Consider the following 14133-nt stretch of genomic DNA (forward strand, 5'->3'; position numbering starts at 1 on the left):
TCACCTCGTCTCGTACGCGGCCATCGCGGCCCGCACCCCGGGGGAGAACAGCGCGGGGCCGAGCGCGTCCGAGTGCGCGAGCCCCTCGGGGGACAGGCGCAGCCGCCCGGTCGGGCCGTCGGCGAGCCAGCCGTGCGTGGCGAAGGCGTCGAGTTCGGCGGCGAAGTGCGCGTACGGGCCGGCACCGAACCGCTGCCGGTAGTCGTCGAGCGGCATGCCCTCGGCCTGGAGCAGCGACTGGAGCAGATGCCGGCGGCGGGCCTCGTCCTCGTCGACGTACCGGCCGTGCACGGCGCGTGTGAAGTCCTCGGTCGCGGTGTAGGCGTCGATGATCGCGCGGATCTCGCGCATGTCGACCGCGTAGTCGAAGGAGTAGTGCAGCGCCGAGGTGTAGGAGCGGGCGCCGCAGCCCAGCCCGATCATCCCGTCCGTCTGGCACGCGTAGTCGTCGGGCCCTTGCGCGGGCGCGTCCGCTCGACGGAACATCCGCATGGACACCTGCTCGTAGCCGTGCGCGAGGAGGTGGTCGCGGCCCTGCCGGTACAGCCGCAGGCGCTGCTCGTCCCAGGCGAGCTCCGCGTCGCAGGAGTCGGCGGAGGGGCCGGCGTGCCGGCCCAGGCCCGTCAGCGGCCGTACGTACAGCGGATAGAGGTAGACCTCCTCCGGGCTCCAGGCCAGCGCCGCGTCCAGGGAGAGGCGCCAGCTGGCCGCGGTCTGGCCGTCGATGCCGTAGATGAGGTCGATGTTGAGGACGGGGATGCGGGCGTCGCGGATCCGGCCCAGCGCCGCCTCGACGTCCGCGCGGCGCTGGGGGCGCACGGCCGCCCGCGCCTCCTCGTCGACGAAGCTCTGCACGCCGAGGCTCAGTCGCGTCGCGCCCCGCTCGGCGAGGACGGCGAGCCGGTCGGCGGTGGCGGTCGCGGGGGACGCCTCGACCGACAGCGGCACCGCCCTCAGGTCCGCGCCCATCCGCTTCTCCGCGATGTCGCACAGCCGCTCCAGCTCGGCCGCCTCCAGGAAGGTCGGCGTGCCGCCGCCGAACGCGGCGTTGGCGAAGCGCACGGGCCCGGCGTCACCGAGGGCGTCCCGCACGGTCGTCGCCTGCCGCTCCAGCGCGTCCAGATAACGGCCGGTCAGCTCGTCGGGCGCGCCGACGCGGGTGAAGAGGTTGCAGAAACCGCAGCGCACCTCGCAGAAGGGTATGTGGAGATAGAGCGAGAGGGCGTCCTTCGGCTCCCGCTCCCACAGGGACTCCAGCGTGGGGCGGTCGTCGAGGGGGCGGTAGGCCGTCTTGTGCGGGTAGGCGTAGACGTAGCTCTGGTACGGGCGGGGCGGCACGGGCGCGCTCATGCGGACGGCTCCAGGGAGAAATGGGCGTACGGCACCGTCCACACGGCCTCGTGGCCGAGGCGGTGGCCGGTGTAGCCGTCGTCGCCGTAGGCCGTGCCGTGGTCGGAACAGACGACGGCGAAGCACCGCCGCCGGGAGCTCATCGCGGCGAACAGCCGCGGCAGGTGCAGGTCGATGTACTCCAGCGCCGCCGCGTGCGTCTCCCGGCTGTCGCCCGCCTCGCGCGTGGCACCCGGCAGATGGAACCAGTTGGGCTGGTGCAGCGCGGCCGCGTTGACGAAGAGGAACAGCCGCCGCTCGTGCGGCAGCCCCGCGATCACCTGCTCCGCGCGCTCGACCTGCGCCTCGAACGAGGTCGGTGACGCCACCCCGAACTCCGGCTCCCAGTGGCTCTCCTGGAACATCCCCGGCAGCACGCTGCCGAGCGCGCCCTGCTTGTTGAAGAAGCCGACACCCCCGACGCACACCGTGCGGTAGCCGGCCGCGGCCAGCCCCGACACCAGGTCCGGGGTGTCGAAGACGAAGGTGCGCCCGGCCGTCGTCTCGCTGCCCGCGAACCGCGCGGCGAACAGCCTCGGATGCGGGCCCGGCGCGGCGGGAGTGGGCAGGAAGCCCGCGAACATCGCCTGGTGCGAGGCATAGGTGAAGCTGCCCGGCGCGTGCCGCTCCTCCCAGCGCCCGCCCGGGAGATGCCGGACCAGGTTCGGCAGGCGGCCCGCGGCGGCCAGCTCGACGGCGACGTCATACCGGAGTGTGTCGAGGGTGAGCAGCAGGATGTCGTCGCGGCCCACGACCTCGTTCATGTCGGGGTCGGGCGGGACGGCCGCTTCCGCGGGGCCGTACGGGTCAGGCTGCTTCATGCGCGTTCCTTGATCGGTGGTGCTGTCGGTGCTGTCGGTGCTGACGGGCGCCGGGCCACCCGTCCCGTACGGCCGCGACCTGGGCCCCGTACGTGTCCTGCCCCTCGGCCCCGCTGCCCGGCAGGCCCAGGAGCCCCGGCAGCAGATCGCCGAAGGCGTTGACCTCGCCGACGGCGAACCGCCGCCAGCCGACGGCCGGCAGGAGGTCGACGCCCACGCAGAGCGTGCCGGGAAAGCAGGCGGCGGTGCGCTCACAGGTCTCCAAGGCCCGGGCCCACTGCCCGCCCGCCGCCTCGACGGCGGCGGACAGGTCGCCGCGGGAGCCGCCGAGGTGGAGGTTGGTCAGCGGGGAACGGCTGGTGCGGACGACCGCGTGGGTGGCCCGCCCGCCGACGACCACGACCCTCAGGTCGGCCGTGCGGCCGTGCAGCGAGCCCTTGGGCAGCCAGCGCTCGACGTGCAGGCCGTCGGGCGCGAGGGCGTCGACGATCGCGGCGATCTCCCGCTCGCCGGTGTAGCGGCGCAGCCGCAGGGAGTTGTGGAGCACGCCGTCCGGGGAGAGCTCGACCGAGGTCGTCGCCCGGATCCGCCCCCCACCCGCCGTCTCCAGGGCGAGCACCCCGGACGCGGACGAGCCGTGAGCGAGCTTGACGAAGACCCGCCGCATGCCGGGCGCCGCCATCAGCGCCCGTACGTCGTCCCAGCCGCGCACCGGTGCCGCCGGGCCCGACGTGGGCGAGTCCGGGACCGGCACCCCGGCCCGGTCGAGCAGCTGGTGGCAGCGCCGCTTGTCGAAGAGCACGGCCAGCTCGCCGGGGTCGTCGAGCCGCACACCGCCGCGCAACGACCGCACGGCGGCGGTGAACCGCCCGTACCAGCGGGCACTGCCTTCCACCCGGGTCGGCCCGCCGACTCCCCGCAGGGCCCGGTCCACGCCGGCGTCCTCACCGGGCGAGTCCAGGCGTACGGTCTCGTCGGCGCCGAACTCCGCGCCGCCGTCCCGCAGGACGTCCCGCCACGCGACGACCCGCGGTGCGGGCAGCCCGGCCGCCCGCACCGCTTCCGTGAACAGCCGCACGCGGCGGTTCTCTGGATTGCCGACGACCGCGAGACGAGGACCGCCCTTGCCGGTGCCCGGTGCTGACATGACGTTGCTCCCCGGCCTTCGCTATTCGCTCACGGAGATGTAGCGCCAGATCGTGACGCCGTCCTCCACGTGCTCCTCGGCGTGGTCCCGGTCGAGGTCGGTCTCCACACCGGCCGTCTCCAGGGCCTGGCGTATGCGGGTCTCCATCTCCTCGCTCAGGTAGTGGTGGTGCAGGTCGAGCTTCCTGAGGTGGGTGAGCGACCGGCCCGCCAGGAGCGCCGCCGCGCCCTCGTCCGTCAGCACACCCATCGACAGGTCGAGGACCTCCAGGCGCGCGACGACCGGCGCGGAGGCCACCGCCGCCGCGACCGCGTCCTGTATCTCGCTGTTGCGCAGCGCCAGGTGCGTCAGGCTCGGCAGCCGCTCCCCGGTGAGGAACGGTCCGAGGTCCGCGGCGGTCGCGTCACCGCCGTACTCGGACGTGCCCAGCCACAGGTCGAGGCGCTCCAGGGCGGGCAGCTCGCTCTCCGCGACGCCCCGCACCACCGCGGCGGGCAGACCGCCGGCCTCCACCGTGAGGGAACGCAGCCGCTCGTGCCGGACGGCGGGGAAGAGGAGACCCGCGCCGCCGCGGACCCCGAACTCCTCCAGCCCGGGAAAGCCCTCCAGGAGCGGAGCGACCGACCCCTGCGTGATCCAGGAGATCTCACACTCCTCCGACACCATGTCGCCCACGAACAGGGCGCGCAGCGCGGGCAGCCGGTCGCGCGCCTCCAGCAGCGCCGCGATCACGGCGTCCGGCCCGTTCTCGAACGGCTCGTCCCACGCGCCCACGATCAGGGCCCGCACCCGCGTGGTGTCCACGGCCCGGGTGAACCGGGCGAAGGCGTCCTGCCACGGCTCCTCGCTCTCGTAGGCGTCCACACCGACGCGCCACGCCACGGCCTCAGGTGCGGGAAGCTCGGCGAGCTCCTCCTCCGTGTCCTCGAAGGGGAAGGAGAACGCGGGCAGGCCGTGCAGCTCCTGCAAGTGTTCGTAGATGGCCATGCTGCCTGCTCCTCGGGACGGTGCCGTTCGCTTGCTCGATGTGCCAGGCAGTTGTACCAAGCGGCACTGACAACGGCGGGGCGGGGGCGCCCGCCCGGGTCTCGTACGCTCCCCCTACCGTGCCCCGACGAACGACAAGGCCCCGCATGCGTCCCCTGCGCCCCTGGGTAATCGCCCTGGCCCTCCTGACCCTGACGGCCTGTGGAGGCACCTCGACATCGCCCGGACCGTCAGCGACCGCCACGGACCGGGGAGGTTCGGGGAAGGCGAACCTGCGCCTGGTGTGGTCGGACGAGTTCGACGGCCCCGCCGGGTCCGGCCCCGACCCGGCGAAATGGGTCCACGACACGGGCGCGGACGGCTGGGGCAACCACGAGTGGGAGAACTACACCGACAGCCCCGACAACGCCGCGCTCGACGGCAAGGGCAATCTGGCCATCACCGCCCGCCGCGCGCCCTCGCCCGGTACGCACTGCGCCGTCGGCCCCTGCGACATCACCTCGGCCCGGCTCATCACCCGCGGCACCTTCGCGCAGCGCTACGGCCGCTTCGAGGCACGCATCAAGGTCCCTGCCGGGAAGGGGTTGTGGCCCGCCTTCTGGATGCTCGGGAACGACGAGGGGGAGGGCGCCTGCCAGGACCCCAGGTGCGGCGAGATCGACATCATGGAACAGGTCGGCAGCAAGGAGGCCGACACCGTCTGGGGCTCCGCCCACGGCCCCGGCTACTCCGGCGAGCAAGGCCTGACCAAGGACTACCGGCTCCCGGACGGGCGCCCCTTCTCCGACGACTTCCACGTCTTCGCCGTCGACTGGCAGCCCGGCAAGCTCGCCTTCTCCGTGGACGGCCACACCTACCAGACCCGCACCCCGGCCGACGCCCCCGGCAAGGAGTGGATCTTCGACCACCCCTTCTTCCTCCTGCTCAACCTCGCGGTGGGCGGCGACTGGCCGGGCCCGCCGGACTCCACGACGGCCTTCCCGGCCACGATGACGGTGGACTACGTACGGGCCTACGCGGCGCCGTGAGAGCGCACTCCGCCTGAGCGGGCGCCGCCGAAGCCCGCCAGCAAGGCGAGGAGTTCGTTGTCCGGCGAGGAGCGGCCGGTCGGCTCTCAGCCGTGCGACGGAAGCGTGGCGGCGGTGAGGAAGTACGTGACGGCGTAGAGGAACCGGCCCTCCCGGATCGCCTCGTCGACAAGGGTGTTGAAGCGGTGCGCCTCGGACCGGTCGAGGTGGCCGCCGTCGGCGAAGACGTCGGCCCAGTCGCGGATGCCCATCGTGCCGTCGACGGTCCGCTGTTCGCGGACGAGGAGCGTACGGGGCTCGACCTCGATCCCGGTCAGGCCGCGTGCGGTGAGGAGACCGGGTACGCGGCGGGCGAAGGTGCCGTGGCGGATGGCGAGGTTCCGGCGCAGGGTGAGGACCTTGTCGGCCAGCTGGTGGTCCTCGATGTCGAGCACCTGGGTCGCGGTGTCCGGGTCGCAGACGACAATGCGGCCCCCGGGGCGGACGACGCGCAGCATCTCGTCCAGGGACCGGCCGGGATCCTCGACGTGCTGGAGAACACGGTCGGCCCAGGCACCGTCGAACGAGGCGTCCCTGAAGGGCAGTCGGTGGCTGTCGGCCACCGCCACCTCGCTCAGACCGGCCCTCGTCATCTCCACGCACATGGTCCGGGAGAGGTCGCATGCCACGACCCGGGCACCGGAGCCGGCGGCGAGCTCGCGGGCGGCGTCCCCGGTCCCCGCCCCGACATCGAGGAACGACCGGCCGGGCCCGGCCCGCAGCAGCTCGCGTACGCGTCGCTTGTACGACGCGAAGAACGGCTCGTCCCGCAGCCGGTTCAGCGTGGCGACCAGCCGTCCCGGGTCGGGTTGCGCGTCGACGTGGGAGAAGGCGTGCGGTACGTAGCGTCGGCCCATGCCCGAACCCTACGGCACGTCCACATCGCGCACCCGAAAATCATGTGCGCACCGGGAATCCTGTTGACAGGGTGTGGTCATGAACTCCCGGCTCAACGACGTCCCCGGCCTCCGTACGCCCGCCGACGCACCCGATCGGATCACCACGCCCGTCGAGGCGCGCATGCTGCGCGGTGCCCTCGAAGTGGAACGCACGGCGCACGGCCTGCTGCCGCACCGGCTGCCCGCCCGGGCCCGGAAGCAGTTCCCCGAGGGGCCGCTCGCCATGGTCGAGGCGCAGCCCTCCGGCGTGCGGCTGGCCTTCCGCACCCGGGCCACCGTCGTCGAGCTGGACGTCCTGCCCACCAAGGTGGTGTACCAGGGCGCCCCGCCGCGCCCCGAGGGTGTCTACGACCTGCTCGTCGACGGCCGTCTTGCCGGTCGGGCCCGGGCGGCCGGCGGCAACGTCCACACCATCGACATGGGCACCGGGGCCGCGGTCACCCGGCCCGGTCCGCCGTGCACCGTCCACTTCGCCGGACTGGCCGCCGACATGAAGGACGTCGAGATCTGGCTGCCGCATGCCGAGCGGACCGAGCTGATCGCGCTGCGGACCGACGCCCCCGTCGAGGACGCACCGGACCGCGGCCGCAGGGTGTGGCTGCACCACGGCAGTTCGATCAGCCACGGCTCCAGTGCCGAGAGCCCGACCGGGATCTGGCCGGCGCTGGCCGCTTCCCTGGGTGGCGTGGAGCTGGTCAACCTGGGCCTGAGCGGCAATGCGCTGCTCGACCCGTTCACCGCGCGCGCCATGCGCGACACCCCCGCGGACCTGATCAGCGTCAAGATCGGCATCAACCTCGTCAACACCGACCTGATGCGCCTGCGCGCCTTCGCCCCGGCGGTCCACGGCTTCCTCGACACCATCCGCGAGGGGCACCCCACCGCGCCTCTGCTCGTCGTGTCCCCCCTCCTGTGCCCCGTCCAGGAGGACACCCCGGGTCCTCTCGCGCCGGACTTCGACGGCACCCGGATGCGGTTCCGGGCCATGGGCGACCCGGCGGACCGCTCGCGGCTGACGCTCGGAGTCATCCGCGCCGAGCTCTCCCGCATCACCGCCGAGCGCGCGGCCGACGACCCGAACCTGCACTACCTCGACGGCCGTGAACTCTACGGCGAGGCCGACCACGCCGAACTGCCGCTGCCCGACGAGCTCCACCCGGACGCCGCCGGCCACCGCCGCATCGGCGAGCGCTTCGCCGAGCGGGCCTTCGGCGGCGGCGGCGCGTTCGCCGCCCGGGGCGAGTGAGCGGACCCGCCGAAGCGGAACCGCCGAAGCGGAACCCTGCCGCGAACCCGGCGGCGTCCTTCTCGGCGGCCCCCGCCCCGGGCATCCTGGAGCCGTGTGACAGGACGCAACCGACCTCCAGGATGGTGTCGCCGTGTTGTACGCATTCGGCTTCGGACAGATCGGTGTCGTGGTGAGCGACCTCTATTTCGTCGATCCCGATCCGGAGCCAGGACAGGACAGCCCCGAACGAGGGGTCCGTCTGGAGCTCCGGATCCTCGAACGCGGCGAGCTGAAGGGGAGCATCTACTCCGCCCGGCCCGTCACGATCGACCGGCCGCTCTGGCGCGTCGACCTGCTGGAGTCGGTCGACTCCGCCCCCGGAAGCTTCGACCGCACGCACCACCACCCGAACTTCCAGGGCTGGAACCCCGGTCGGAGGGTCTTCGTCAAGGAGCTGTCCGCCGACCCCCTGCGGTGGCTGACCGGCAAGCTCTCCGATGTCACCGCCCTGCTGGAGGAGATCGGGCTGTCCCCGGACGAGATCGCGCCGACGGACCCGGCCGAGCTCCACGCGGCCGTACCGCAGATCGTCGACGCCGTCCGGCGCCTGCTCGACGGTGTGTGGGCGGGAGAGCTCGCCGTGGCGCCGGGTGACGAGCCGGTCAGCAGTGCCCGCGTCAGCTGGCTGTGACCGACCGGGCGGCCCGTCCCCGGTGACGCGGTCCGGGGGTCGCCGTACCGGTCGGCACGGTACGGCGGCCGGACCGCGCCCCGCTCAGGAGCGGGCGTCGGTGCGCGGGCGTTCCAGGGTGAAGGTGTCCACCGGTGTCAGATCGCCGTGCGGCCCGTCGAAGGTGTAGTACGTGACCCGCATGCTGGTGCGCCCGCTCTTGCGGTCGCCGGGGTCGACGTCGAACGCGGCGAAACCGTGGGTGTACGTGTGGTCCCGCACGGCGGCCCAGGGGGCGTCCTCGGTGACCCACACGGGTTCCTTGTGGCCCGAGGAAGTCCTTTTGTCGCTCAGGCCCATGAGGACCCGGGCCTGCGGTGTGTCGAACATGTCGTCCTGCGTGGTGGCGATGTTCCCGCCCGCGCCGATGACCATGTGGACGGTGCCCTTGCCGGTGTCGATCACATCGGTGCGGGTGGAGACCGGGACCGGGGTGCGCGTGTCGTTGGGGAGCGTGCCGCGCAGCGGGTGCGACCGCTCGTAGTGGTGCTCGTGGCCGCAGACCACCAGGTCGACGCCGTACTGGTCGAAGAGCGGCCCCCACGCCTCCCGGATGCCCAGGTCGCTGCCCGCCGACCTGGTGCTGGAGATCATCGGCTGGTGCATGCACACCACGATCCAGTCGATGCCCCGGTCCGACCGGGCCGCCTTCAACTCGCGCTCCAGCCAACGCCGCTGGGCGCCTCCCGAGTAGCCGTGGATGTACGTGTCCCCGCCGTCCTGGAGCGCCACGTCGTCGTTGGCGAGGCTGATGAAGCGCACGGCGCCGACGGTGAAGGCGTACCACATGCCGCGGGTCTCCTCGTCCGAGGAAGCGGCCGACTCCGGCAGCGCGAAGTACGCCTGGTAACCGGCCGCGCCGATGGGGCCGTTGTCCTTCTCGTTCTCGTGGTTGCCCGCGCACGGCATCCAGGGGCGCAGCCGAGTGGAGCGGCTGTTGTTGATGAACCAGTCCGCCCAGGTCGCCACCCGGCTCGTGCCCCACGCACCGGCGATCGCCGCGTAGCAGAGGTCGCCGTTGACCAGGTTGAACAGCGGGCCGACCCGCTCCACGGCGGAGACGATGTCGGCGGACGCGGGTGAGCCCACCTGGCTGCTGGTGTGCAGGGGGAAGCGGTTGACGGGGGAGGGGACGCCGTCCGGGAGGTGGATCACCCGCCGCAGGTTGGGCGTCGCCTGGTCGCCGAAGCTGGTGAAGGTGAACGCGCTGCGGCCGCGCGGCGCGGTGGTGAACGAGCCGGTCTCCGGGTGCGCGCCGTCGTGCCCGGCCGTGTAGAGATACGTGGTCGCGGGGCGGAGGCCGGTGATCCGGGCGTGGTGGACGTACACCTCCTCCTTCGACAGGCCGTCACGGTACGTCCTCGTCTCGGCGTCGATCACCCGCCCGTGCCCGCCGTCGGGCGAGCCCAGCCGCACCTGCGGGCGCCGCACCGACTGCGGGGTGATCCAGGAGACGGTCATCGCGGACGAGGGGTCCGTGCCGAACTGCAGGTGCACGCCCAGCACACCGGGCGCCCCCACCCGGTGCGGCCTGGACTGCAACAGCGGCCCCGCGGACGGCTGCGCGGGCTCCGCGGCGGCGGCAGCCTCCCCGGTGGTTCCGACGAACGGGACAGCCGCCGCGGCCGATGAGCCCTTGAGTACGGATCTGCGCGTGATCGCCATGAAACGACCTTTTCGGTGTGGGGAGTTGATGATCCAGAGCACTGTAAGTGATCAACACCGAGGCTCGTACGACCGAAGCCACGGCGCTCCGGGCGATGGTGCCCGCCCCGGCGGGAAGCGCGGAAGGGCGGGGAGCCTCCCGCCGGGGCGCCGGTCACAGGCCGTCGGTCGAGATCAGCGCCCCACGGGCGAACTGGCGCAGGACGGCGGCGCTGTGGGGCGCGCAGTCCGCCGGCGGGCGGGCCGGGTCGGCCCACACCAGCGCGGAGCGCTTCCGCGGCTCCCCGCCGCGTGGTTCCCCCGACCACCGCTGCGTGGTGAAGGCGATGCCGACCCGGTCCTCCCCGTGGGGGTCCCGGTGGTGGACGAGATGGCAGAACTCCAGGTCCAGCGGGTCGACGGCCACGCCGACCTCCGCGCGGACCTCGCGCAACGCGCCGTCGGCGAACGTCTCGCCGCGCCCGACGTGCCCGCCGGGCGGCGCCAGCAGGCCCTCCGTGAGGGAGCCACCGGGCCGGCGCAGCAGGAGCACCCGCCCGTCGTCCCTGTGCAGCAGGACCATGACGTCGATCACGCACCGGAGTTGCGGCAGCGGGCTCATGCCGGCCTCCCGGCAGCGGTCGCGGAGCGACCCCGGGCGAGCGGCCGCCTGCTGTCGTGTTCGAATCTCAAACGCACCCCCGTGGTGGGCGAGAGGGAGTCCTGGCGGTGAAGCACTGCGCCTCCTCGTTGACTGCGGATCGGACGAGTGATCGGGAAAACGACCCCCGATCGGGGGCGTCACGGCCTCCGGAGGGCGCTTCGTCGCGCGGAAGTTCGAGATGATGTCAATCGGCCCGCAGTCGCACGGCGAAGGCGCGTCCAGGTGCTTGTGCGATTCACTCCGGCGTGGTCGCTCACTCGATCCGGGACTTGCGTTGCGGCCGGGAACGATCGGGTCCCGCGCCCGCACCGATGGGTGCGGCTCTGGCCGGACGGCGGATTTGCGGACGGATCGGAAGGCGCGGGCCTGCCGGGTGCGGGTCGTGAAGCGGTCGATGTGTGGCAGGAGTTGGGTCGGTGCCGGCGGTGGGGGGGCATTCCGTGCCCCGGGCAACCCTCACGCCTGCAAGATCATCTTTGTGGGCGCGGCCGCGGTCACGGATCCCGGCCAACGCGTACAAGCCGGACATCTTCGAGGGTGTAGTCGGACCCAAACACTATGATCTTGGACGGGCCGGGGTCGGGGGACGCGGCCGTCCGGGAGGGGAACGCGTGGACCTGTTCGAGCGGGAAGACGAGATGGCCGTACTGGAGCGCGAGGCGCGGCTGGCTGCCGGGGGGCAGCCGCGGGTCGTGCTCGTCGAGGGTGCGGCGGGGATGGGAAGGACGAGCCTGGTCGAGGAGTTCGCCCGCAGGGCCGGGCGGGACGGCGCCCTGGTGCTGCACGCTCGCTGCGACGATATGGAACGGGGAGTTCCGTTCGGTGTGGTGCGCCAGCTCTTCGAGCCGGTGGTCGCCGACTGGGCGCCCGAGCGTGCGGAGAAAGCTTTCGCCGGACCCGCGGAACCGGCGCGGCGCGTGCTGTCCACCGTGCCGCACACCGGCGCGGCCCCCGCCCACGACGACGACCCGCTGCCCGTCCTGCACGGCTTCCATTGGCTCACCCTCCGGATCGCCGCCGTGACGCCCGTGGTCCTCGTCGTCGACGACGCACAGCTGGCCGACGACCTCTCCCTGCGCTGGATCCACTACCTGATCCGCAAGCTGACCCGGTCGCGCGTGCTCGTCGTGCTCACCCGCCGCGGCGACGGGACGAGCGACACGCTCACGCCCCTCTCCCTCGCGGCCAACTGCCGCACACTCCGGCCGGAACCACTCACCGAGAAGGGTGTAGCGGACCTCCTCGCTCACGCATGGGCACACATGGGGGCCCACGAGCCGGCCCCGGAACTGGCGCGGTCCTGCCACCGGCTCACCGGCGGCAACCCGCTGCTGCTCCGCGCCCTGGTCATGGCCTTGGAGAGCGGCCGCGCCGAGGCCGCGGCCCTCTCCTCCGGCGAGCTGCCCAAGCGCACGACCTTCCTCTACGCCGAGTTCCTCGCCGACTGGCTGGCGGGCCTGGGAGCGCGCACCCGCGAATTCGCCGTGGCCCTGGCCCTGCTGGGCGAGAGCGACGACGCAGGCACCCCGGCGCGGCTCGCCGGGCTCGACGACGCGCAGGGCTACCTCGCCGAGGGACAGCTCCGCGGCCTCGGTCTGCTGGCCCCCTCCCGGGAGCTGCGGTGGACCCACCCACTCGTACGGGAGGCGCTCGGCCGCGATCTCGGCGGCCCGCGGCGGGCGGAGCGGCACGCCGAGGCCGCCCGCCTGCTCTTCGACGACGGTGCCTCCCTGGAGGAGGTGTGCGCCCACCTGGTCCAAACCGAACCCTCCACCGACCCCTGGGTCGCGCGCACCCTCATCGCCGCCGCCGACCAGGCTGCCCGGCAGGGCGCGCCCGAGAGCGCGGCACGCTGTCTGCGCCGCGCCCTCGCCGAGCCGCTCTCCCCGGAAGAACGCACCACGGTGCGGATGCGGCTCGGCCTGGCGGAGTCCCACCTGCGCCCCGCGGCGGCCGTACGGCAACTCACCCGCGTCATAGACGACGTGACCGAACCCTCCAGCAAGGCCACCGTCGCCGGCGTCCTGTGCGCGGTCCTGACGCGCGTGGGCCGCGGCGGCGAGGTCGTCCCCCTGCTCGACCGGCTGGCCGACGAGCTGACGCCCGCGGACCGCGAGATCTCGCTGCGCCTGCAAGGGCTCAGGATAGGCAACGTGCTCCTCAGCGGCACGAAGAACATACCCCGCGAGGAACTGGACCGCATGACACAGGAGTTGTCCGGGCGCACACCGGGTGAGCGGTCCGTGCTCGCCCCGTGTGCGCTCGCGGCGGCCCTGTCCGGATTCCCGGCCGACCACGTGGCCGCACTCGCGCAGCGGGCCCTGCCGCAGACCCCGGAGGAGCTGGCCGGTCACCTGGGCCAAGGTGCCGTCTTCGCGCTCGCCGTGACCGACCGGCTGGACGCGGCCGGCCGCCACTGCGACGCCGCGTTCCGCGAAGCGCAGCGCACGCACGCGCTCCCCGGACCGGCGGACCTGGTCGACACGCGCTCGGTGATCACCCTGCTGGCCGGCCGGCTCGACGACGCGACACGGTCCTGGGAAGAGCTCTCCGCCCAGCTGCCCCCGGGCCAGTGGGGAGCCTTGCGGGCGGCGCCGATGGCGGTGCAGCTGACCGTGCTCAACGAACGCGGTGACACCGAGGCCGCGGTCCGGATGGCCGCCGAGCTGATCGCCACGGCGCCCCGGGAGGCCGACTACCTCTCGTCCTACGTCCGCTTCCAGTGCGCCCGCGCCCAGGTCGCGCAGGGCAACACCCGGGACGGCCTCGACCTGATGCTCTCGGCCGGGCGCTGGCTCGCGGCCGCCGGCTTCGAGAACCCGGTGATCCTGCCGTGGCGGACCGTGGCCGCGCACGTCCACGCGGAGCTGGGCGAACACCGCGCGGCACTGGAACTCGCCGAAGAGGCCCGGGAACACGCCGGACGCTGGGGAACCGCACGGGCGCTGGGCACGGCACTGCACGCCCTGGGCGCGAGCACGGGAGGCGGCCGGGGCATGGAGCTGCTGCACGAGGCCGTCGAGGTGCTCAAGCCCTCACCCGCCCGGCTGGAACTCGCCAACGCCCTGCTGGGCCTGGGCGCCGCGCAGACGCGGCACGGCCGGCTCGCCGCGGCGAGAGTCACCTTCACCGACTGCCTCGTGGAAGCGGAACGGTGCGGTGCGCTCGGCGTCGCCGGCGCCGCGCGCCGCGGCCTGCGCGCGGCGGGCGCGCGGCCGAGGACGCGGCGCGCGACGGGGACGACCGCGCTGACCGAGGGCGAGCGGCGCGTGGCGGACCGCGCGGCCGCCGGTGAGACGAACCGGGCGATCGCCGAGCGGCTGCACCTGACCACCCGCACCGTCGAGACCCACCTCAGCGCGGTCTACCGCAAGCTCGGCATCAGCGGGCGCGGGGAGTTGCACCAGACACTCGCGGCCCCGGCGTCCGAGCGCGCCGGCTGACACCGGTCACGGCCCGGTGCGCGCCGGAACCGCGCCCTGCGGAGGGGCCCCGGCCCCACCGCCGCGACCGGATCGGGAAAATCTCGTGGTCGTTCTCGGGGGGCTCCCACGATA

Annotated in this window: 11 protein-coding genes; 4 read left to right on the forward strand and 7 right to left on the reverse strand. The window is 73.4% G+C overall.

Annotation, left to right across the window (positions count from 1 at the left end):
• From ACFY1P_RS08965 to ACFY1P_RS08980, 4 genes are read right to left on the reverse strand one after another with little or no spacing between them, the layout of a single operon-like run.
• Nucleotides 1-1350: an STM4012 family radical SAM protein gene (locus tag ACFY1P_RS08965; RefSeq protein ID WP_390750221.1), complete on the reverse strand. Its 1350-nt coding sequence runs from the start codon at nt 1348-1350 to the stop codon at nt 1-3.
• Complete coding sequence (locus tag ACFY1P_RS08970; protein ID WP_390750267.1) at nt 1347-2153, reverse strand: STM4013/SEN3800 family hydrolase; 807 nt, start codon at nt 2151-2153, stop codon at nt 1347-1349. The genes ACFY1P_RS08965 and ACFY1P_RS08970 overlap by 4 nt, the downstream gene beginning before the upstream one ends.
• Before the next feature lie 43 nt (nt 2154-2196).
• A complete protein-coding gene (locus tag ACFY1P_RS08975) occupies nt 2197-3357 on the reverse strand; it encodes an STM4014 family protein (RefSeq protein WP_390750222.1) in 1161 nt (386 codons plus the stop codon).
• Between the two features lie 21 nt (nt 3358-3378).
• The gene (locus tag ACFY1P_RS08980; RefSeq protein WP_390750223.1) at nt 3379-4344 is read right to left on the reverse strand and encodes an STM4015 family protein; all 966 of its coding nucleotides are present in this window, start codon (nt 4342-4344) and stop codon (nt 3379-3381) included.
• 281 nt (nt 4345-4625) lie between these two features.
• Here ACFY1P_RS08980 and ACFY1P_RS08985 point away from each other — a divergent pair, with 281 nt between their 5' ends.
• A complete protein-coding gene (locus ACFY1P_RS08985; RefSeq protein ID WP_361522915.1) occupies nt 4626-5372 on the forward strand; it encodes a glycoside hydrolase family 16 protein in 747 nt (248 codons plus the stop codon).
• A gap of 86 nt (nt 5373-5458) precedes the next feature.
• On the opposite strand, the gene ACFY1P_RS08990 is transcribed toward ACFY1P_RS08985, so the two are convergent.
• On the reverse strand, nt 5459-6268 hold the full coding sequence (locus tag ACFY1P_RS08990; protein ID WP_390750224.1) for a methyltransferase domain-containing protein: 810 nt from the start codon (nt 6266-6268) through the stop codon (nt 5459-5461).
• Between the two features lie 79 nt (nt 6269-6347).
• On the opposite strand from ACFY1P_RS08990, the gene ACFY1P_RS08995 reads away from it, so the two are divergent.
• Both ACFY1P_RS08995 and ACFY1P_RS09000 read left to right on the forward strand, forming a co-directional pair.
• A complete protein-coding gene (locus tag ACFY1P_RS08995) occupies nt 6348-7556 on the forward strand; it encodes a GDSL-type esterase/lipase family protein (protein ID WP_361522909.1) in 1209 nt (402 codons plus the stop codon).
• 133 nt (nt 7557-7689) lie between these two features.
• Nucleotides 7690-8229, forward strand: coding sequence for a hypothetical protein (locus ACFY1P_RS09000; RefSeq protein ID WP_361522906.1), 540 nt, complete (start codon nt 7690-7692; stop codon nt 8227-8229).
• Between the two features lie 84 nt (nt 8230-8313).
• On the opposite strand, the gene ACFY1P_RS09005 is transcribed toward ACFY1P_RS09000, so the two are convergent.
• Together ACFY1P_RS09005 and ACFY1P_RS09010 are read right to left on the reverse strand one after the other, a co-directional pair.
• Nucleotides 8314-9933 (reverse strand): purple acid phosphatase family protein, encoded by a 1620-nt coding sequence (locus tag ACFY1P_RS09005; protein WP_390750225.1) that lies wholly within the window; start codon nt 9931-9933, stop codon nt 8314-8316.
• Nucleotides 9934-10087: 154 nt separating this feature from the next.
• Nucleotides 10088-10534, reverse strand: coding sequence for an NUDIX domain-containing protein (locus ACFY1P_RS09010; protein ID WP_390750226.1), 447 nt, complete (start codon nt 10532-10534; stop codon nt 10088-10090).
• Nucleotides 10535-11187: 653 nt separating this feature from the next.
• Between ACFY1P_RS09010 and ACFY1P_RS09015 the strand changes: the two genes are divergently transcribed.
• Nucleotides 11188-14019: an ATP-binding protein gene (locus ACFY1P_RS09015; RefSeq protein ID WP_390750227.1), complete on the forward strand. Its 2832-nt coding sequence runs from the start codon at nt 11188-11190 to the stop codon at nt 14017-14019.
• Nucleotides 14020-14133: the final 114 nt, after the last annotated feature.

The organism is Streptomyces sp. NPDC001407, assembly GCF_042895325.1.
GTDB lineage: Bacteria > Actinomycetota > Actinomycetes > Streptomycetales > Streptomycetaceae > Streptomyces.

Excerpts from the sequence above, each read along its gene's own strand:
- ACFY1P_RS08990 (WP_390750224.1), bottom strand. The coding sequence starts at position 6,268 with ATGGGCCGACGCTACGTACCGCACGCCTTCTCCCACGTCGACGCGCAA.
- ACFY1P_RS08965 (WP_390750221.1), bottom strand. The coding sequence starts at position 1,350 with ATGAGCGCGCCCGTGCCGCCCCGCCCGTACCAGAGCTACGTCTACGCC.
- ACFY1P_RS08975 (WP_390750222.1), bottom strand. The coding sequence starts at position 3,357 with ATGTCAGCACCGGGCACCGGCAAGGGCGGTCCTCGTCTCGCGGTCGTC.
- ACFY1P_RS09010 (WP_390750226.1), bottom strand. The coding sequence starts at position 10,534 with ATGAGCCCGCTGCCGCAACTCCGGTGCGTGATCGACGTCATGGTCCTG.
- ACFY1P_RS08980 (WP_390750223.1), bottom strand. The coding sequence starts at position 4,344 with ATGGCCATCTACGAACACTTGCAGGAGCTGCACGGCCTGCCCGCGTTC.
- ACFY1P_RS08970 (WP_390750267.1), bottom strand. The coding sequence starts at position 2,153 with ATGAACGAGGTCGTGGGCCGCGACGACATCCTGCTGCTCACCCTCGAC.
- ACFY1P_RS08995 (WP_361522909.1), top strand. The coding sequence starts at position 6,348 with ATGAACTCCCGGCTCAACGACGTCCCCGGCCTCCGTACGCCCGCCGAC.
- ACFY1P_RS09005 (WP_390750225.1), bottom strand. The coding sequence starts at position 9,933 with ATGGCGATCACGCGCAGATCCGTACTCAAGGGCTCATCGGCCGCGGCG.